Source organism: Novosphingobium sp. HNCC26BN242 (assembly GCF_057180525.1).
Window position 1 is genome coordinate 1 of sequence record NZ_JBXUGM010000006.1, and the last position, 19,659, is coordinate 19,659.

Genomic DNA, 19,659 nt, shown 5'->3' on the forward strand with positions numbered 1-19,659 from the left:
CCGCCGCTGCGCCCAGCGTGATCGTCCCGGTGCCCGTGGTGGCCGTTGCCACCTTTACGCGGTTATACAGGCTCATGGGTTAAGCGTTCGGTGCGGTCAGGGTGAAGGTATCGACCGTCACGGTCACACCCGCGCTGACCGGGGCCACCAGCGCCAGCGCGCCCAGCGCGGCAACGCTGGCCCCCACATAGGTCCACACCGCCGCGCCATCGGTGATCGTCGCCCCGGTGCCGGTTGGGCCGCCCGAACTGGCGGCCACGCCCGGCGTGGTGCAGCGATAGACTTTGCCGCTGTCATTGGTCACATGCGCGCCCAACGTGTAGTTTCGGCTTGCCTGCCAGGGCGCGGTGCAGATCTTCTGCCAATGCACCTGCCCACCGCTGGAGACGATTTCAAAGTGGCCCGGGTCTCCAGAAGCTGCACTTGTCAAAGTCCACGTGCCGACTTTCGATTTCACGCCCGCGCTGGCCGCGCTCAGCCAGTCGGCAGGCAACACGCCGCTCGCCAGAATGGTGCCCGTCCGTGAAGCATCCGCTGTGGCAGGCTTGTCTCCGGTGCGAATACGCAATGTTGGCCCAGCGCCAATGGTCGCTTCGTAGACGTCTGCGATCGCATTGCGCAGAACTTCGGAAAAGTCGCTCATCGTCCGTTACTTCCTCTCAAGCCCGTTCAGCACCTGCATAAGGACCTTCCCTTCGTCACGACCGATGCGCTTCTCGATCACGCCAATGACAGCTTCCTCAGCCGCCTCGCGCGCGGCTTGCTTGGCCATCGGCAGCACCACGTCCTTCAGGATCTTCCCCAGCAACCGCTTGATCATCGTCATTCTCCTGTTTGCGGTCGGCAAAATCCTCGCCGCCCTCCCATTCCAGCTTGTTGTCGCCGCGCTCCAGGCGCAGCCCCCGGCGCGAGGCCGAAAAGCCAAGGCCCGTCAGCACCAGCAGGATGCACAGCGCACAGATCCACAGCGCCCAGCGGATCGTCGTCACCCGCTCGCCCTCGCTGTCCGCGCTCCAGCCCTTCTCGGGCAGCAGCATGCCGGTCATCAGCCACAGCAGTACCGTCAGCGCCACCGCACCCCCGGCCGACAGCGCAAGCGCCAGCGCGGCCCGCCAATCGCGTGGCGGCCAGTTGGGCAGGTTCGACATCTGTTCAGCCTTTCAGGTAAAGCGCCGCCTCGGCCGCGCGCCGCGCGGTAAGCCCGGCCAGAACCTTGAACCTGCCTTTGACCCGCGCCTTGTTCCACCGGGCGAACTGCAGCGCAGCGCCGGCTTCATTGCCTTCGTTGTGCATGCGCCGCAGCGTTGATGTGCGCAGCGATTCTTCGCCCAGATTGAAAGCAAAGCTCACCAGCGCAGAAAACTCGTTGTCGCTGGCCACCGGGCACAGCTTGGCCACTGCCGCTTCGAACCTCTCCAGATCTTCATGCAGCAGCTGCTCGGCTTTCGCTTCGCTGATCACCAGTCCGCGATGCACGTCGGGCCCTGTGTGGCCATACCCGACTGTCCAGATGTTCGCTGGGCAGAGATAGGCGGTCAGCCTTCGCCCCTCGAACCGCTTCACGATGGCAAGGCCCTCGGCGTTGATGCGCCGGCCAGTGCTTGCGCCGTTGGCGGCAGATGGGGGCACCCCATTTGGCCGAGGAACGCCAAGCCGATCAAGCAGCGCATCCACTTGCTCGACCTCCGCCTTGCGGAACCCCCGCCCGCGAAGGCTGCGGATCGCGTCGAACACGGGCTTGCGGTATTCAGCAGGTGCCATCGTTGCGCCCTTGTGCTCTCGCCGCATCCTCTGCCGCTTCGCGCGCCAGGCGGCGCTTCCGGTCGCCCAGCTCCAGAAAGCTCTGGTACAGCCGCAGTCCGGTCCAGATTACGGTCAGAAGCGTGGCAATCGAAGGCAGCATGCTGATCAGGCTCCCCAGCAAAGTGGCAATGGAAAGCGCGTCGAGCACGTGCTTGCTTCCCTCCGGGATATGCTCAAGCAGATCCCGGCAGAGTTCCCTGATGCTCATGGCATCCTCCTTTGAACTGCATTTATGGGCGTGATATTGTCACGCCGCGTCCCTGAAGCCCGCACTGTCGGCGTTGATGTAAGGTGCGACGTAGAAGTCGCCCCCGGTGCCCAGATTGCGGCCCGCCTGCATCGATCCAGCCCCCAGCGCTGGCATGTAGATCAGCGGCGTGACCCCGCCCACGGTGCCTGAACTGCCAAGGTCAAGCGCTTCCTTGGTCACACTGTCGCGGAACTGATCGCGCACGGACAGTGTGCCCAAATCCAGATAGTCTTGGGCGAGCCACAGGAAGGCTATGTCATCACCCGCCAACGGTGCCCCGGCAGAGCCGAACAGATAGCGCAGCAGGTCTAGCGGGATGAGGCCATCAGCAAGGACCGATCCTGCATTAGCCACTGCGCTTTCATTGGTCGCCGCCCTGCCGATCTGAACGCCGCTGGTGGTGTCGAAGCAGAACCAATACCAGTTATAATCGAGCGGATTTTCGGGAATGGGCGCAGATACCGTCGCGATCAGCGTATTGGCCAAGTTGCGCAAGGTCGAGGTGGCTGTGCGCCCCTGCTTGCTCAAGATAGGATTGTCTCCGGCAGCGGTCAGCGTCACGATGCCCCGAGGAGCGGCGGCGATGGCGTTCCAACGCGCCCGCAACACCATTGTCAGCTTGCGCGATGGCACCGCGCCAACCAGCGCAGGCGTGGACATGATCGAGGCCCCGTTGCCCACCATCCGCACACCGCCACTCGCCCTCGTGCCTCTGCGTTGGCGGAACACGGGCAGCCTCACCCGGCGCGGCTTGCCCAAACGCAGGCTGTCGGCTTCCACAACGAGTTCGGTGATTGCCGGGATCGCACTGACCCCGCCGCGCGTGATCGCACCTGTTGAAGAGTTGACCCGCACGGAGTCTACCGACAGGCCATCAACCACCCGGAAGCCAGTCAAAGTGCCAATCGTGCGCAGGGTGTGCACTGCTGCGCCCAACGCATCGCCCTCGCGCACGAACAGCGCATCCTCGAAAATGTAGGGCGTGCCACCGGCCAGCGCGCGGATTTGCCAGGCCATTTCGCGCCCGCCGATGGCGGTCAGCCTGTCGTCCAGATGCAGGCCGTCGAAAGTATCACCGAGCGCGCCGGTGCGCAACAGCGCCAAGCTAGGCTCACTGCCAAAGTGCCGCCCAGCCCACATGCGCAGAGGATCGAAAGCGCGCGAGGGATAATTGGTGCGCGTCCAGCTCGCCAATGCGCGGGCACGTGCCCACTGTAGCGAATTGTTCGCGTTGGCGACCCACGGTGCCCAGATGACGAATGATGCCCCGCTCGCCGCCGCACCAAGCGTAAAACGCTCGATCCAGTTGCACATCGATGTCACGACATCGAGATTGGCCGTCGCCACGATACCACCACTGGCCAGCGCCGGAACAGCAGCGAAGTTGAACGTAGGCGGCGATGCTGCGGTGGACCAGCCACCGCCGATCAGCTTGCCACCCGAAGCATTGGTCTTCGGCACCAGCGAGGTCAGCGTGCCGCCTGCGCCGATGGTTGCCACAAAGGTGGCCTGCGTTGCGCTGCCACCGCTGGCCGCTGTGCCGCCCGTGGTAGAAACATCATAGGCGCCGGGTGTCATCCCCGATCCGGCATTAGTGATCGTGGCCGAAACCACACCAGATGCCGCCTGATTGATGTCGTTGGTTCCGCCGTTCAGCACCACTATGGCTGCGCGCGCAAACGCCGGCATTCCTTCGTATCGCGACACGATCTGATCAAGCCGCGTGCCGTTGACGCCCCAATTGGCAAACGCCCCCGCCTGCATTGCAATCGGACTACCAACGTTGGCCACTGTTTGAGACACGTCGACCGTGTACGTCCCGACTCCGCCCGTTCCCGAGCCAAGCGCCGTGATCCGCGTTCCTGCCGCGACGTTGGCACCCGCATTGGATAGCAGCTGGCCGACCTTGAGCGTACCGCTGGTTACGGCAGTGACCGTCAGGGTCGTTCCCGCAATGAAGCCGCTGAACGATGCTTCGTGGTTGCCAGCAAAGAACGTCCGCGCATGGTCGCTCATCCGGTTTCCGGCAGAGGCGTTGGTGTTGGCCATCAGGCTGTCGCCAAGGAACACCACGCCGCGCGAAAACAGGTCGATAGGCATCAGCGCAGAGATCGCCGAAAGCGCGCTGTCGTTGGCATCATTCAGCGCAGCTAGGCGGGTCTGGCTTGCTGCGGAAAGCGCGGCCTCGCTGGCTGCGGTCGCCGTCTTCATCGCGCTCGTGCTGTTGGTCTTGCGCGATGCAAAGCCAATCGCCCGCTCGCGCGCGGTCGTGTAATTGGTCCACGATGCCGCGCCAGTCGTGAGCCTCGACCACCCCGAGCGCCGCTGCCGACCGGTGTTGTTGGCGGCCCGATAGCCGATGTTGAGTGCCACCGGCGCATCGGAAGCATCCAGCACAGTGATGCGCCGCTTGATCGTGGTTCCGGCCTTGGTGCGAAAGGGTACGCACGGAAACACGAACTCGCGACCTGCCGTGTTGGCCGTGATGCCAGCAGCGCCACCATCGAACGCCTCGATGGCCGCAAGATTGGTGAAAGTGACATCGCTGATCAGGACATCCGCCCCAGCAGGCGGCGCGGTGTTGACCTGGCTGTCCGTTGTGGCGACTTCATAAAGCCGCACCCTGATCTTCGCAGCCGTTGCGCCCTCGCTGATCTCGGCCAGCACGGCATCAACCACGACGCCCGCCGCGATATCGTTGCCCACGTCGATCGCATCGGCAATTTCGCCACCGGTGCCAGGTGATCCCGCAGGCGTATCTGCAAACTTGAACTGGCGCGCGGTATAGCCAACGTCAGCCAGGTCATTCTGCCGCTGCGTCTCTCGCCCGGTTACCGCCGCCAGATCAGTGCCATACGTAGTGGCGATGTCACTGGCTACGCCATTGATATCCGCGATCGCGTCGGCTGCAGCAGCTTCAACCAGTGGGAGTTGCGCTGCCGCCCTCTGGCTGTCCAGATCGCCCGTGCGCAGCCACGCGCCGCCCGTGCGGGTGTATCGGCCCGCGTTGGGGATGGATGCGCCCACCGTCGCCGCAGCGCCGCCCAGCACCACTTCTCCCGATACCGCCGTATGCGTGCCGGCATCATCCGCCAGCACGGTGGCAGCCATGCCATTGTCTGCACCCGTGGCCGCGATCAGCGCGCTGCGAAGCGCGAACGGCACTGCAAACGCAGCATCCTGCGCAGAGCCTTCTGCTTCAGCGCGGGCCGCCGCCGCTGCCACCGCTGCCCGCCGTGCCGCACCCGTATTCTCGCCCAGATTCAGCGTGATCGGCGAATTGCCGAACGTCAGCGCAACCATGCTTCAGACCTTTCCAGTCAGGGGGAACGCTGCGCCGAACAGCAGCTCGGCCGAGGCCGGGGCCAGCGTCATGTAAAAGGCGATCGGCAGGTATTCCACGCCATCGCCGTCGCTGTCGCTGGGCAGGCTTCCGGTGGTGTCATCGCCGGTGCCGCCCGCCAGGCTCACGTCAAACGTGGTCACATCATCGGTGGCGTCATAGAAGCCGGCAGAAACCGTCACTTCGGCGAGAGGGCTGGCGGCATCTGGTGCGGCGCTGATCGATCCGGTGATCGTGGCGTCCGACCAGTCTCCCGAAAGCTCGATCACATCAGCCCAGGCAAGCCCCCGCGTGGCCAGCTTGAGCGAAACAGACGCGCCCCCCTTGCCACCTGCCTGCAGCGTCTGCAGCCAGGTGTCGAATGTGGTATTCGGCATTGCATTCTCCGATGTTCAAAAAGGTCTGATCAGATCGAGCTGTTCCAGCCATTGCCCCAGCCCGGTGGGCGCGTGCCCCCGGCGCTGGTCCCGGTGCCCCCGGTGGCCACGTCTGTCGTGATCGATCCCACATAGTGCCGGGCCGGATTGTCGGCGCTGGTCGCGGCTGCTTTGGAAACCCGCGTGGCCTTCAGGCTCACAGCCCCGCCAAGCCGCCCGCCATCATCGTAATAGACGTGGTACAGCGTGCTGGCGGCAATCGCCGTGGTGCCATCGGCCTCGGTCGTCAGCGTGCCGCCCGTGATCGATACCGTGCGATCGGTATAGGTCCGCGTGTGGCTTTCCACCGTGATCGCCGTGCCGGTGGCCTGAAGCAGGCCGTCCGCCGGATCGGCATCGGTGACATAGCTGGTGCTGATCAGCGCCGTCACCAGTTCAGAAACCACCATGGCATTGGCGCGCGCTTCATCGCGTTCCTGCGGTGTCTGCACGGTGCCCACCGCAGGCGGCGGCACGCCCACTTCGGCCAGCGCGGCGGCGTGCTTGGCATCGGTTTCGGTGCGGAATGTGGCGGTCACTTCAAAGGTCTGCGGGTTCACCTGCTTGGATTGCAGCACTACCAGCTGCTCGGAATAGCCCAGCGAAGGCAGGTCCAGTTCATAGGCTTGCCCCGGGCGCATCGCGCGCCATTGCGGCTGCAACGGCAGCGTGATCGGGTCCTGCTCGCGGCTGTCTTCGATCACATAGCGGGTCAGCTTCGCGGCCTGGTCCACATCCTTGACCAGATTGAGCGGCCATTCCTGCCGGCGCGGTTCGCCATCCTGCGCCACATAGGCCGCAACCGATACTTCGCCCGCGCTCACCTGTTCCCAGTTGCTGGCGGGATCGGTGTATTTGGGCACCAGCGTGTTGTACCGTTCGGCATAGCCGCGCGCCGCGATCTTGGAATAGCGGCCTTCGCCCAGATCCTTTTCGGTGATCGTGGCCAGCGCCACGCGCGGGCGCTGCCAATCAAAGCTGATCAATCCGCCGCTGAAGATCGGCTTGCCGCCGCCTGCGGCGCAGATGTCTTTCAGGTTGGCCCACCTGTCACCGGGTTCAAACACGCGGCCAAAGATGGTCCAGTCGTTCGCATCGCAATCGTTGGCCCAGGCGGCAATGGCGGTCCAGTCAATCCCTTCATCGGGCTGACCGATGCCCATCACCTTCTTGCCGTTCTGATACCGGCCATAGGCATAAGTGCCCGCGTGCAGCGCCGGGTTTTCCGTCCAGCCATAGGTTGATTCCATGCCCAGGCGGTGGCTGCCCGATCCGCCCGGCCGCGTGCTGTCCAGCCTTGGGTCATAGGCCAGCACCCATTTGCCATAGGCCCCCTGCAACGGCACCCCCGATCCAAAGCGCTTGCCCTTCTTGTCGAAGTGCATGTTCCACCCGACCGCCGCCTGCCCTGAAAGCTTCGAACTGGTCGACCAGTCTGGCGCGCCCGGCCATGCTGCCGGCATCAGGGCAGTGCTTTCCGGGCACGCCCCCAATTGCGTGTAAACGTGCAGATAGCCGGTGTACCAGCTGCTGATCACATCATAATCGAACCGCGGCGCTATCGAATGGATCGGCCCGCCGTGCGAATGGACGAACACCTGCCATCTGAAGGGATTGGGCACATCGTCTTCAAAACCATAGGCCCGGTCATAACGCAGCACGCCGCCGCAATAGCCTTCGCCCATAACATAGGGCGATGGCGGTTCCGCCGCGATCACCACCTGGCTCACCGATCCGCGCGCCGGTGGCGGCTTGGTCAGGATTTGTGAACCGATGCTGGCCACCGTGGCCACGATGCTGGCAATCGTCGCCACAGTCGCCGCCGTCCCGGCCGATATCGAAAGCGCCCCCAGCGCCTGCAACCCGGGCACAAACAAAGCCACCGCGCCCGCCACCACGGCCACAACGCGCAAAACCTTGGCCACGCCCTAAATCCCCGTTCTCAAAATCAATTCGTCAGCCCGGGCTTGACCCGGGCCAAGGCTTCCCTTCTTCACAGGTTAAGCCCTCCACGCGCCCAGCAGATTGTCGAGCGGCGCTTCCATTTCGATCATGCCCCCCGCCCAATCCTGATGCCAACCCAGCAGCGCGTGCTGCCCTGCGCAGATCACGATGCCGTCCATGCCTTCACCCGGCAGCACCGCCAGATCACCCACGCGCATGAACGCGGGCGCGATGCGTTCCAGCGAATCTTGTGCATCCAGCATCGCCGCCACATCGGCCCACCCGTTGCGGTCCATCGCGCGGCGCGCGCCGATCAGCCCCCGGATGCGTGGCAGCTCCGGCACGCGGTGCCCCATCTTGCGCAGATGAAACCGCGCCATGTGCACGCAGGTAACGGCCTTTTTCCAATCGAATGGCCGCGCGCGATACTTCGCCAGCGTGGCCTGCGTGGCCTGCTGCCGCCTGATAAGGTCCGGTACCATCAACTCACCGTTTCAATTGACTTGCGCATATTCGCCCGGCGCGCGCACAAAGCCCCCGCCAAACAACCCGCCACCACTGCCGCTGCTCGGGCTTGTCGTCTCCACGCCCCAGGCCACCGGAATGGTCAGGCCATTGCCACCATCGTGCCCGGTTTCCCCCGGCCAGACAGACTTGTGGAACGATGGCGAAAGCGTGTTGCCTTCGTTCCGGTTGAACAGCCGCTCGGCGAGGCTGACGACAGAACAGGCCAGATCGCGCCGGTCCTTCTCGATCCCCAGCTCGATCTGGTCCAGCTGGCCCAGAAACATCAGGTCAGGCGTGCCGATCACGGCCCCGGTCGCCCGGTTATATTCGGCCACCCACACCGTCACGCGCGCGGTCTGATACCCCGGCGCGGCCAGATCATCGGGGTCCACGCCATCGGGCGGCAAAAACGTGATGTCAAAGGCCGGCACTTCCTCGCCAATGCCTTCGTTCACTTCGCTCAAAGCTCCGATGGTGCCAAACAGCGGATCCTTCGCGGTGAAGTTCTCACTGCCCCACTTGATGATCCCGCCATCACACAGACGCACGGTCGCCTCGGGCAACTCGATCTTGAGCAGCCCGACCAGCGACAGAAATTGCATCAATCGGATTCCTCGAGCGTGAAACCAAGACCTTCCACGATGCGGTTCACCGGCAGCGTCCAGCTCACATCGCTGGTGATCAGCCCTTCGATTGTCGGCCTGGCCAGTTCGACCGCATCGTTGTTCACCAGCGCCACGCGCAAAGGCGGCTCGATCGTCACCGTGGCGGTGCCATCACCGGCAACCCGCACCGCATCGGCCACGCAATGGATGCACCGCACCCCGGCGGCATCCTGCACGTGCAGCCAATAGCCCTGCCGGATCATGTAACCCGGCGTCATATCCTTCAGCGGCAGACTGGTGCCCGCCGCGCCCGATCCGTTGACCTTGGCCGCGCCGGGCGATCCTTGCGGCTCTGCCATCAGCGGCCATGCCATGCGCAACCCTTCGCGCTTGGCCTGCTGCAGCGACGCGATAAAGCGCCGCGCCTTCTCCATGGTCATCGGCGGAAACGAAACCTGCAGCATGAACCGGCTACCCGTGCGGTTTACGCGCAACGCCCCCGCGCCCGATGCCGGCCGCAGGATCATGCCGAAGTCCATCAACTGCGGAGCCGCCTCGCGCGGCACGAATTCAGCAGGCAGGGTGATCACGCCAACCGCCTCCGCCCCTTGGTCACCACCTTGCGATACCCCAGCTCACCCCCGGCCTGCGCCGCCACGGCGTGCCCCGTATTGATTTGCGACCAGAACTCCGGCGTCATCAGGTTGCCGGAAAAGTAATTGGTCACACCACCCGGCCCTGTCCCGTTGGGATAGACCGAAGATCCGCGCGGCATCGAAACGATTTCCGGCCCGCGTTCACCCACCAGCGCCAGCCCACCCGGGTGGAAGTTCGTGCCCCCGGCATAGGCCGGAATGCGCGGCGCGTTGATGCTGGTCTGGATCTTCTTCCCGAACGCCCCCATGCCGCCCAGCTGCAGGCCCACGCCCAGAATGGCCGAAATGATATTCAGCGCCCCCCCGCCCTGCACTGCACTGGCCAGCCTATCTAGCGCCGAAATCGAATCCTGCGCCATCTCTCCGAACGACCGCGCGATCTGCACGTTGCCGATCTCGACCTTCTCGGCCGTCTCCACAATCGTCTGACCCAGAATGCCCTGAACCGCTTCGAGCCGGTCGGCATTCTCCCACGCGCGATCGACAATGCTTTGCCCCTGCCCCGGCTGCATGCCAGCAAAGGTGCCCGATGCGCTGGGCGAAAGCGTGGACCCGCCAGCGAAGTTGGCAAGCGGTCCGCGATAGGCAGACCCGCCCTGCAGCATGGGCGCGCCGGAAGTCTTGTCCCAGCTGTTCGATGTCGGCCGCGCCATCGTGGGCGCAGCGCCTTTGCTGCCCTTGCCTTCAGTTGCCGTCAGGACCTTGTCCGCAAGAACGCCGGTGGCCGTCAGCGGATTGGCAAGATATGCAACATCGCCCACGCCAGTCAGGATCTTGCCCATCCGCGTGTTGCCAAACCGCTCCATCAACTCGATCAGCTTGAAGAAGCGTGTGACCATGAGATCGATCTTGTTGACGATGTTTTCGATCTTGTCGGCGTTCTCGGCCACCGCCACGTTCCAGCGCATTTCCAGCTTGGTACGCAGAAAATCGACCTTCTTGCCTGCTGCGATCGATTTGTCGGCCAGTTCCTGGCTGATGATGATCCCGGCTTTCTGCGCCTCATCGGCATAAGCGCGGACCGCGGCGCCGTTGTCTTTCATCAACGGAATCAGCTTGCTGGCCTCGTCGGCCACGGCCTCCATGTAGAAGGTCATCTCCTGCTGATTCAAACCAGCCTTTTGCAGGCTGTCGATGTAAAGTTGAAGCGCCTGCGGTCCTGACAGGTTGCGGAATTGCTCAGCCGTCACGCCCACTTTCGGCGCGATCTGTTCGAAGAAGTCCTTCATCTCGCCGCCGCCGGTCTGAAGGAATTCACCAACCTTGTCGTTCACGTCTTTGAAGATGTCGCCGAGCTTTTCGTTCTCGATGCCGACAGACTTGGCGGCCAGTGCGTATTTCTGAAACTCTTCGATGCTGGCATTCGAACTCTTGGCCAAGGTATCGAGCGTTCCGGCAAAGCGGAGCCCCTCCTCGACCATGCTCTTGAGCTGCACCACAAAGGCCGACCCGGCCAACGTCGCACCGGCGGCATAGATCGCCTTGGCCGTCGATCCGATCTTGTAGCCGGCCTTTTCGGCGCGCGTGCCAAGCGCATCCACTTCAGCAGCGCTGCGGCGCGCGCCGCGTTCAAAAGCAGCAGTGTCCAGCCCCAGCGCAACGCGAAGCCGACCGATCATTTCGCTCATGGCCGTTCCTCACGCTGGGGTGCGGGATCTGTGTATCCCATCGACTTCATCTGGCTTTTGAAGGCGCGCAGCTTCTGCAGTTCGATCTCGGCCTGTTCTTCTTCAGACAGTTCGGGCGGTTCCTCGCCAGTCAGGCCATGCAGGCCCAGACGTTCAAGAGCTTCGTTGGGATAGCGGGAAAGCGCAGCATCATGCCACGCAGCCCAGCCCCTGCGCCGGTTGTATCCCCGGGTGGCGGCGCGGACCGTGCGAAGCGTCTGGTGCCAGAAATCATCTGGCCTGCCACCCGCTTCACACCACTGGATCAGGAGTTCTTCCCAGTCGCAGGTTTCTTCCCCGCCGCCTTCGGAGGGTTTGGTGCACCGTCCTTTGCCACTGCGGCAGGACTGGGCAAAAAGCCTTCCAGTGCGTCAATCACCGCGTCGTGCGCATTGGGAGCCGATACCAGAATCTCCGCCGCTTCCTCGCGGCTGAATTCCTTGCCGCAGCCCTTGGCCAGGCCATGGCGCAACAGCGAGGCGCAATAGCGCAACGACAGCACCCCATGATGCGCCGCCAGCAGCGGAATGCCGGTCTCTTCCTCAACCGCCAGAATGGCATTGATGTCGATCGCGATCTTCAGTTCTTCCCCTTCATGGGAAAAACTGGCCTCGCCTTTCAGCTTCAGCGCCATATCAGGTCGTTGCCGCCTGCGCTGCCTTACCACTGATCTTGATGATCATTGTGGCAGACTGCTTGCCCTTGGTTTCCAGGCTGTCCGGACCGTACTCGGTCACCACACCAGCAACCGGACCGAAGGTTTCGGTGCCACTGGCGGCATTGACCGTCCACGATACGAAGATGTTGCCGGCATCGAACATCTCGTTGCACAAATCATCGTCGGCATCGCCTGCGATGTAGTTCATGTTGAGCGTCAGGGTGCCGCCATCGGTCACGCCATCGGCAATGAATTCCGAATAGCCATCGGGGCTGCCGTGATCGGTGGTTTCGATGGCTTCGCGGGTACGCTTGGGCACGCCCACGGTGAATCGCTTGCCCAGCGCCGTCAGAGTACCGCTGGCGGTCCCCAGCTTAACAATCGAGCCAAAGCTCTGCTTCGCGTCTCCGGCCATTCAAGCCTCCTCATGAAAAAAGATGAAGTCGATCGAGATCTGGAAAAGCGACTGCCCGCCGTCCTGTTCGCCCAGGGCGAGCCAGCTTTCGCCTTCCAGAAATCCGTTGTGGAACCGTGTGTCGCCAGTGGTGCCGGGCTGCTCCATGCAGGCAATCACCGCCAGCTTGATGTCTTCGGCTTCGGCATCGGTCCGGCCGATGCAGTCGAACTGGACGCGCGGCCCGTCGAGGCCGTCAGCACCGTCATGCGTGTATTCGCGGCCTGCTGAAATCTTCTGCAGAACCACGGCCGGATAGGCATGAACCCGATCCGGGTCGAACCAGGTGACCGCGTCGCCTACAAAGGCCGCAATTCCGGGATCGGCTTTAAGCCGTTCAACCAGATCAACTGCCATGCCCATGATCACCGCTTTCTTGCCAGGCGCGCGGCTTCTCGCTCGAGGCCGATACGCAGCTCTTCGGCAATCCTTCCCAGCGCCACGTTGCCGCCCTCGCTGTCCCATGCCGGGCGCATGAACGGATAGGCAGGGATTCCCTGCTTGTGACGTCCATATTCAAGGAAGCGGCCGTAAACGCTTGGCAGCGAACCCTGCTGGTAATCATACCGCCGCGGTTTCAGTTTGCCGTTGATCTTGCTTTTCCGCTGCGTTGTGCGCGGACGATAAACGAAGCCTCTGTCGCTGATGTAGATCAGAGCGGACAGCGCAGACTTCTGGTTACGGAGCCGGTCCACCCGGATCTTGATGGCCTTGGCAAGCCGCCCTTCTTTCTTCCGCACGATGGCTTTGGCCTTGTCCGCCACGGGCTTTGCAGCCCGACGTAGCGCAAACCGGCCGACCCGCTGCGCAGACTGCGTCGACAGTTCCAGCAGCGCGCGCTCAAGCTCTTTGCCCCCCGAAAACTCGAGGTTTGCCAATCTCGCCATGGTCCCGCCCTCAGCCCTTCGAAGCCATGCCGGAGATCTCCAGCTCGTTGGCACGAGGCGCGCCGATCGGCACGATGCCGGTGATGTCGAAAGCCTGGCCATCCAGAACGATTCGATGATCTCGCGCGTTGATCGTGAGCGCCACTGCATCTGCCCGAACCCGGAACGTTGCAGCTTGCACCGCCTGCTCGATACCCGCACTGCGCCGCTCGGCCGAGCTTCCCCAAGTAACCGCAGCCCGCCGCGTCGCCACGTATTCCCACGCCGGCAACGCTCTGCCGCCCAGCGCCGTGCGCGCTGCGGTGTTGACTTCGAAGACAACGCTCGACGTGTAGCGGGCCGTTGGAATTCGGGCCATCAGAGCCAGATCCTGTCGTTCACCAGCAGAGGTTCGATATCGAACGGCTTATCGTCATACTGCGCCCGGGTTGCCCGCAGGATCGCCGTGCGGATGTGTGGCGGCACATTGGACGGTGCGGCCCCGTAACCAGCGATCAGCGAAACCCTCACCGCATCGGCGGCATCGGCCACGCTCGGCCAGTCCCTGCCGATTGCGGCAAAGATGCGCCAGCGCAGGCCCGCGCCCGAAAGTCGCCAGTCTTCCGGCGCCAGCGTTTGCTCCACACCGTCCAGGTCAAGATACTTGACCGAGATGACGCTGCTCACCGGCCCGATCGGCAAGGCTTCCAGATCTGCAAAGCTGGAAGCGCCGATCAGCACCGTCTGCGTAATCAGGCGCGTGGCCGTGATCCGCTCAACATCGGCGATCACGCCGTCCAGCGTCGCCTGCAGCTCCACATCAAACGATGTGTCGTCTGCTGCGATACGCACGAATTCCTTGGCTGCCGCCAGCGTAACCGCGCCCGTTGCCGGGGCAATGGTGGTAACCGGCGGCAGCCACATGGATCAGGCCTTCTTCTTCGCTGCAGGCTTTGCCGCAACCGGCGCAGCTGCTGCTGGCGTCGCCGTCTCGGTTACGGGCTTGTCAGGCTCGGCGGCAGGATCGCTACCGTTCCCTTCCCCGCCAACATCCTGCCCGCCAACATCTTGCCCGCCAGCATCGATGTCGGCCAGCGCGGCTTCGGCCTCGGCAATGTCGATCTGCTCCTGCTCGGCCAGTGCCACCGCGAAGTCTTCCTTGGAATCGTCCGTCGGCACGCCATAGCCCGCGCGGAACAGGCGCACGGCCTCAGCGGCATCGCACACGTGTACGCCGCCAACCGAAACATTCACGGTCGGCCCAGACATGGGCACGTTCATCTTCATCTGCATGGTCAATTCCTCTTCAGCGCCGGGGTGGCATCTCTCACCAGACCCCATCTCTCACCGGACCAGCGCCAGCGCGCCGGTCAGGAGAAGGCCGGGCGGAGTTTCCCCCGCCCGGTATCTCATGCTGGCTTACGCCAGACGCAGGTGCTTGACCGCATTGGTATCGACCAGTTCACCGTCGTAACGGATCAGGCCGGCCATGCCGATCTGCGGCCAGAAGCGCTCGCGCACCGTGCCGATCAGTGGCGATCCAACCTTGCGTACCCAGTACCGGCTGTGATCGCCGAACAGGATCGCACGCGCCGCCGTGGCAATCGCCGGGATGTCGTCGTTGATCGAGTACGGGTGATCGAGCAGCAGCGAAGGCGCACCGATGCGCACATCGCCCATCTGCCACAGGTAGTTGCCCTGCCCGTCCTTCAGGCGGCGCAGCGCCAGCAGGGTGGTATCGGCAAACTGCCAGCGGCACTTCGGGCTGCGGCGATAGGCCGCGTTGACCGAATGCTGCAGGCCCATCACTTCGTCGGCCGTGATCGCCGTGGCGCTGACGGCGGTCACGCCCAGCGTCGAGGCGGTAACTATACCGTTGGCCATGCCGCTGCCGGTGCCAACCGTCAGGCGGGCGTTGGCACGGCGGCCAAGGCGTTCGCCAATGGCGTCGGCCAGGAACTGCAGCAGGTCGAAAGCCGAATCCTGCATCAGTTCGAACGACAGCTTGATCCAGGGCGTTGCATCGACGAACGCATCCAGGCGGCGCTGGCCAAACACCACGTCGCCGCTGTTGTCGTCCGTCAGCTGAGCGCCTTCGGTCAGGGCCGAGGCCGAGTTTGCCGTGTCGTCGTTGGTCGGAATGTCGAACTCGTTGCCCGAACTGGTCACGATCTCGCGCACGATGTTGGCATCGTACATCGGGCCCCAGTCCCTCATGACCTTGACGATTTCGTTGGCCAGCTCGATCGGCACGGTGAAGCCACCGGCTGCGGCGGTGCCAGCCACCTGAACACGCAATTCCGGATCGAAGCCGCGGCGCAGCAGCGCGCGCTGTTCGGTCGAAAGCTCGGTGGTATCAGCACCGGCGCGCAGGAACGCGAAGAACGCATCGCGATATTCGGCCTGCACTTCTTCGAGCTTGCGCTTATCGTTGCCGTCATGGTCGCCCGATCCGCGCGTTTCGATGTCTGCACCGTGCGGGCGGCGCGATTCACGGTGTTCCTGGCTGATCTTTTCGATCTTGGCCTGCCGTTCTTCGCGGGCGATCTGCAGCTCGAGCGCATCGAATTCGGCCATGATCTTGTCATGGCGCTGCTCAAGCTCGGCGGTACGCGTCTCGTCCGTGTTCTTGTTGATTTCGTCCAGCGCTGCACGTGCCTGGGTAACCAGTTCGCCGCGCTTCTCCTGCAGTTGGGTCAACATGTCTTGCTCCTGGGCATGAAAAAGCCCGCCAAAAGCGGGCTGAGAAGACGGGAACAGCCCGCCGCCTCCGGCTTCAGCGCCGGGTAAAGGTCAAATGCCGCGTTCGATCTGGTCCTGCCGTGCACGGCGCGCAGCGATCCGGCTCATCGCCCCATCGCGGTTGTGCTGCCGTTTTTCGTTGCGCGCATGTTCCAGCGATCGCAGGCCCACTTCGGTGTCAGGATAGGCGGGCATCGGCGTGTAGGTGATCTCGAACAGCTGCGCCTCAAGGATTGTGCGGCGTGGCGGCGTGCGGGTTTCGTCCCATTCTTCCTTCATCGATCGGAAACCAAACGACATGCCGGCAATGTCACCACGCCCGATCTGCACCACCAAGTCGCGGCCGTCACTGGTATCGGGCAGGGCATTTTCGAACATCAGCCCCTTGGTGTCCTCTCGAAGAGACAGCGTTCCGGCCTTCAACCGGCCGACAACGCGGCCCGTGTCATGGCTGTGCACAGCGAGCACGTCTCGCTCCTGCAGCGATTGTGCAAACGCCCCGGGTGCGATGGTTTCGGTCCAATACCCGCCGATGCTGGTTTCGACATTGAACAGCGCGGCATAGCCGGTCGCCGTCTTGCCGCTTTCACCCTCTCCGGCCGCGCGCAGTTCCAGCGTCGTGGTCAGCGCGCGGATTTCGCGCGCCTCAGGCGTCGGCGTCTTCACCGTCATCGGCGGCATCCTTTGCTTTGTCTGCGTCCGCATCGGTCGCGTCGTTGTCGTCTACTGCAGGCCCACCGTTGTGGCCCGTCATGTTCGGCATAGTTCCCAGCGGCACGGTCGCCTGCTGGACGTATGGCTTTGCCCCAACGCCGTCCGCGTATGGCATGCGGTCTTCCAGCTCGCGGGCTTCATCAGGCGTCATCTGACCGGTCAGAATCGCCCGCGACATGGCTTCGATGCGGGTCTTGAAGTCCGCGCGCTGGATCGCGTCCAGGTTGTGTTTGGTGCGGCGCGTGCGGCGGCGCTGGCCAAACAGCTTCAGGTTCAGCTCGTCTTCCAGCGCCTTTGCCCAGTGCAGGATAAGATGCTTCACCAGCTGCAGATCCTGCTGCTCGGTATTGGCAAACGTCCCTTTGCTCAGATCGCCCAGAAACACCGGCGGCAAACCATAAATGCGCCCGATCTCCTGAATCTGGAACAGGCGCGCCTCGGTCATCTGCCCTTTGGCCGGATCGATCCCGATCGGCTTCAGCGAATGTCCCGGCGGCATGCCGAAGAACGGCGTCCCGGCCTGCAGCGCCATCTGGATCGCGCGGTTTATGTCGGCCTGCGCGCGCTTGAACGCATCGGCACCCTGCGGCAACGGGCCTTCCAGCGCCAACGGCGGTGTCCCGCCGCTGGCAAAGAACCCGCCGGCGAAATCGTTCATGGCGATCGCCAGCGCAATCGCCTTCCGGCCCTTGTAGATCGGGCTGTACACGTCCAGCTGGTTGGGCCGCAGCATAAACGGCAGATCGATCACGTCCGCAGCCGGGTACTCTTGCCCGCCAAAGCGATAGTACCGCCTGCCGTTCCTGCGGCCGACTGTCGTTTCGTTCGGGTCCATCGGCCAGATCGCCACCGGTTTGGGGCCTTCGCGCTCGATGAACGAAAGGCCACGCCCGCCGGTGAAAACTTGCTGCCAGAAGTACTGGCGCCAACCGAAGCTGGTCCATTCCGGGTTGGGCGCTTCGTTCAGCAGCATGGCCAGATCGCCATCCACCCGCTTGACTGAACTGTACCCGTGCAACGGCAAACTGGCCAACGTGCGCGAAAGGAAATGCACCGCACACAGCACCGCAGGCACTTCCAGCGCCGCCTCGATCGAGACCGGCGGCAACTGGTTGCGCTGGTCCATCACGCCCAGCACGCGCAGCAGCTCCTCGCTGTTGGCGCTCAGGCTGTAGAGCGGGTTTTCCAGCGGGTTTCCGGCCCGCTTTTCCAGCGCGCGCTGGCGGTAATCGTCCGGCGACATCAGGCGTCCGTCATGCTGAATTCGGGATCATCCCAGGGCGAAGTCGGCACGTCTTCTTCCTCCTTCGCCATCGCAGTCCCCAGCGCCGCAATCAGCGCCACCGGGTTGTCGATCTTCGCTTCCGCACGTGGTTTGCGCGGGTAGACGTTTTCCTTGGCGTCTTCCTGGGCAACAACGTTGCTCATCTGCCATTCCATGACCGGGCAACCGCCGTGGGCGATCGTTCCGGCCTTGGTCACGGCATCCAGTTCCTTCATCGGCTCGCTGAAGTTCAGCACCACCTGCCGGTATTCCAGCATCGGGAAGCCGTCTTTCACCGCCGTCGTGGCCAGATACGTGGCCTGGTGCGGATCGTATGGCACATGCTCCAGCTGGAACCGCGTCCGCACGTCGCGCAGCACGGTCAGGATTTCATCGTAATCGATGATGTTCCCGCTCGTGCTGGTCAGCAGCCCTTGCGCATGCCACCCGGCGTAGTTCTCGTTTTCGGCAATCGTGTCTTCGGGCAGGAAGTAGAACCCCGTCCGGATATAGGGATCGTCCTTCGTCGCCTTCTCGCCCAGCGGCGGGAATAGCAGCTCCAGCGCGGCAATGTCCGTCTTCGAAGCCAGATCGAGCGCGCCGATCACGCGCCGTCCCTGCAACTGCGGCAGCTGCAGCAGCTCGGCCGCATTAGCCGGCAGGTTCGGATCGCGGCACGCCCGCCACTTTTCGATGTCGAAGTAGGCTGCCTTGGCGGCAACCCAGATATTCAGATGCTTGGTCCGAAATTTTCCCGACTTTCTCGGGCTGTTGATCGCCTCCCGTTGTGCGCCCCGGAGGAAGTCCTCCATGACCGAAACGCCGTAATTCGGATTGGCCTTCCTAAGGACATCCGGCGATCGCCAGTCGTCCCCTTCGTCGATCGTGTATTCGACAAAGAAAGTCTTGTCTTCGAACGACGGCCCAGGGCCAAGGCCCAATGCAGCGCGCTCAGCCTGTACCGCTTCTGATTGCCCGATGCCCTCAAGCCGCTGCCGCTCTTCCTGGATGCGGGCGTAGCAGGGTCCGCCAAGGTTAAACCCGGCAGTGGTAATCATGATCTGCAAGGGCTGCTCGCGCGCACCCATGCCAGTCTGCATCGTGTCGATCTGACGATCGTCAGGATGCTCGTGGTACTCGTCGTGGATCGAACAGCTCGGGCTCTGCCCGTCTCCGGGATCTCCGATGATCGTCGTGAACTGCGATTCGTCGGCGATCTTCATGATCGCCTGCTTTGAAAATCCGATGCCGAACTTCTTGACCAGCGCCGGTGTGCGCTTGGCCATCTGCATCGCGGGCCGAAAAACCTCGTGTGCCTGCTTCTCGGTTACCGCGCCGGCATAAACCTCTGCCCCAAACTCGCCATCGGCACACAGCATGTACAGACCGACCGGCGCTACAAATGCTGACTTGCCATTCTTGCGCGGCACAATCGGGAAAAGAACCCGAAACCGCCTCAGGCCGTCTTTCTTCTGCAGCCAACCGAACGTGCAGCACAGTATCCAGATTTGCCACGCCTGCAGGATCAGCCGCTCACGCTTGGCCGCCCACTTGCCCTTGGTGTGGGGCATCAGCTCCACGAACCGGCAAACCCGCGCTGCTTTCTCTTCGTCAAAGCGGAACGGGAAGCCCCGCTTCCGCTGTACCTTCAGCTCATCCAGAAACCGCTGGCACTGCAGCCGGATCGATTTGCACGCTGGTATCTTCCCGCGCACAACGTCGCCGGCATACTGCCGCGCGATCGCAGCGTAATCACGGTCCGACACATCA

General features: G+C 63.4%; 23 protein-coding genes. All 23 read right to left on the minus strand.

The window, feature by feature from the left end; genetic code table 11:
• Positions 1-79: 79 nt before the first annotated feature.
• The 23 genes from AC2A1F_RS17900 to AC2A1F_RS18010 all read right to left on the minus strand — a co-directional run bounded on the left by AC2A1F_RS17900 (position 80) and on the right by AC2A1F_RS18010 (position 19,655).
• Positions 80-643, minus strand: a complete 564-nt coding sequence (locus tag AC2A1F_RS17900; protein ID WP_484210143.1) for a hypothetical protein — start codon at positions 641-643, stop codon at positions 80-82.
• Between the two features lie 6 nt (positions 644-649).
• On the minus strand, positions 650-772 hold the full coding sequence (locus AC2A1F_RS17905; protein ID WP_484210144.1) for a hypothetical protein: 123 nt from the start codon (positions 770-772) through the stop codon (positions 650-652).
• Complete coding sequence (locus AC2A1F_RS17910; RefSeq protein WP_484210145.1) at positions 741-1,148, minus strand: hypothetical protein; 408 nt, start codon at positions 1,146-1,148, stop codon at positions 741-743. The genes AC2A1F_RS17905 and AC2A1F_RS17910 overlap by 32 nt, the downstream gene beginning before the upstream one ends.
• 4 nt (positions 1,149-1,152) lie before the next feature.
• Complete coding sequence (locus AC2A1F_RS17915; protein WP_484210146.1) at positions 1,153-1,761, minus strand: lysozyme; 609 nt, start codon at positions 1,759-1,761, stop codon at positions 1,153-1,155.
• Entirely contained in the window at positions 1,748-2,011 is a 264-nt protein-coding gene (locus tag AC2A1F_RS17920; protein WP_484210147.1) for a hypothetical protein, read from the minus strand. Before AC2A1F_RS17920 ends, AC2A1F_RS17915 begins: the two co-directional genes overlap by 14 nt.
• A gap of 39 nt (positions 2,012-2,050) precedes the next feature.
• A complete protein-coding gene (locus tag AC2A1F_RS17925) occupies positions 2,051-5,356 on the minus strand; it encodes a hypothetical protein (protein WP_484210148.1) in 3,306 nt (1,101 codons plus the stop codon).
• A 3-nt stretch (positions 5,357-5,359) separates the two neighbouring features.
• A complete protein-coding gene (locus tag AC2A1F_RS17930) occupies positions 5,360-5,773 on the minus strand; it encodes a hypothetical protein (protein ID WP_484210149.1) in 414 nt (137 codons plus the stop codon).
• 29 nt (positions 5,774-5,802) lie between these two features.
• Complete coding sequence (locus tag AC2A1F_RS17935; protein ID WP_484210150.1) at positions 5,803-7,737, minus strand: phage tail protein; 1,935 nt, start codon at positions 7,735-7,737, stop codon at positions 5,803-5,805.
• 75 nt (positions 7,738-7,812) lie between these two features.
• Positions 7,813-8,238, minus strand: a complete 426-nt coding sequence (locus tag AC2A1F_RS17940; protein WP_484210151.1) for a DUF6950 family protein — start codon at positions 8,236-8,238, stop codon at positions 7,813-7,815.
• Between the two features lie 12 nt (positions 8,239-8,250).
• Positions 8,251-8,865, minus strand: a complete 615-nt coding sequence (locus AC2A1F_RS17945; protein WP_484210152.1) for a hypothetical protein — start codon at positions 8,863-8,865, stop codon at positions 8,251-8,253.
• Positions 8,865-9,458, minus strand: a complete 594-nt coding sequence (locus AC2A1F_RS17950; RefSeq protein ID WP_484210153.1) for a hypothetical protein — start codon at positions 9,456-9,458, stop codon at positions 8,865-8,867. Before AC2A1F_RS17950 ends, AC2A1F_RS17945 begins: the two co-directional genes overlap by 1 nt.
• Positions 9,455-11,152 carry a hypothetical protein gene (locus AC2A1F_RS17955; RefSeq protein ID WP_484210154.1) on the minus strand — a complete coding sequence of 566 codons (1,698 nt, stop codon included), beginning with the start codon at positions 11,150-11,152 and terminating at the stop codon, positions 9,455-9,457. Before AC2A1F_RS17955 ends, AC2A1F_RS17950 begins: the two co-directional genes overlap by 4 nt.
• Before the next feature lie 304 nt (positions 11,153-11,456).
• The gene (locus AC2A1F_RS17960; protein WP_484210155.1) at positions 11,457-11,825 is read right to left on the minus strand and encodes a hypothetical protein; all 369 of its coding nucleotides are present in this window, start codon (positions 11,823-11,825) and stop codon (positions 11,457-11,459) included.
• Position 11,826: 1 nt separating this feature from the next.
• On the minus strand, positions 11,827-12,264 hold the full coding sequence (locus tag AC2A1F_RS17965) for a phage tail protein (RefSeq protein WP_484210156.1): 438 nt from the start codon (positions 12,262-12,264) through the stop codon (positions 11,827-11,829).
• Positions 12,265-12,660, minus strand: coding sequence for a tail completion protein gp17 (gene gp17, locus AC2A1F_RS17970; protein WP_484210157.1), 396 nt, complete (start codon positions 12,658-12,660; stop codon positions 12,265-12,267).
• A gap of 8 nt (positions 12,661-12,668) precedes the next feature.
• On the minus strand, positions 12,669-13,292 hold the full coding sequence (locus AC2A1F_RS17975; RefSeq protein ID WP_484210158.1) for an HK97 gp10 family phage protein: 624 nt from the start codon (positions 13,290-13,292) through the stop codon (positions 12,669-12,671).
• The gene (locus tag AC2A1F_RS17980; RefSeq protein ID WP_484210159.1) at positions 13,201-13,548 is read right to left on the minus strand and encodes a phage head completion protein; all 348 of its coding nucleotides are present in this window, start codon (positions 13,546-13,548) and stop codon (positions 13,201-13,203) included. Before AC2A1F_RS17980 ends, AC2A1F_RS17975 begins: the two co-directional genes overlap by 92 nt.
• Positions 13,548-14,093 carry a head-tail connector protein gene (locus tag AC2A1F_RS17985; RefSeq protein WP_484210160.1) on the minus strand — a complete coding sequence of 182 codons (546 nt, stop codon included), beginning with the start codon at positions 14,091-14,093 and terminating at the stop codon, positions 13,548-13,550. Before AC2A1F_RS17985 ends, AC2A1F_RS17980 begins: the two co-directional genes overlap by 1 nt.
• Positions 14,094-14,096: 3 nt before the next feature.
• Entirely contained in the window at positions 14,097-14,462 is a 366-nt protein-coding gene (locus tag AC2A1F_RS17990; RefSeq protein WP_484210161.1) for a hypothetical protein, read from the minus strand.
• A 126-nt stretch (positions 14,463-14,588) separates the two neighbouring features.
• Positions 14,589-15,872: a phage major capsid protein gene (locus AC2A1F_RS17995; RefSeq protein ID WP_484210162.1), complete on the minus strand. Its 1,284-nt coding sequence runs from the start codon at positions 15,870-15,872 to the stop codon at positions 14,589-14,591.
• Between the two features lie 90 nt (positions 15,873-15,962).
• Positions 15,963-16,583, minus strand: coding sequence for an HK97 family phage prohead protease (locus AC2A1F_RS18000; protein ID WP_484210163.1), 621 nt, complete (start codon positions 16,581-16,583; stop codon positions 15,963-15,965).
• Entirely contained in the window at positions 16,558-17,868 is a 1,311-nt protein-coding gene (locus tag AC2A1F_RS18005; RefSeq protein WP_484210164.1) for a phage portal protein, read from the minus strand. The genes AC2A1F_RS18000 and AC2A1F_RS18005 overlap by 26 nt, the downstream gene beginning before the upstream one ends.
• Positions 17,868-19,655 carry a terminase large subunit gene (locus tag AC2A1F_RS18010; RefSeq protein ID WP_484210165.1) on the minus strand — a complete coding sequence of 596 codons (1,788 nt, stop codon included), beginning with the start codon at positions 19,653-19,655 and terminating at the stop codon, positions 17,868-17,870. The genes AC2A1F_RS18005 and AC2A1F_RS18010 overlap by 1 nt, the downstream gene beginning before the upstream one ends.
• Between the last annotated feature and the right edge of the window lie 4 nt (positions 19,656-19,659).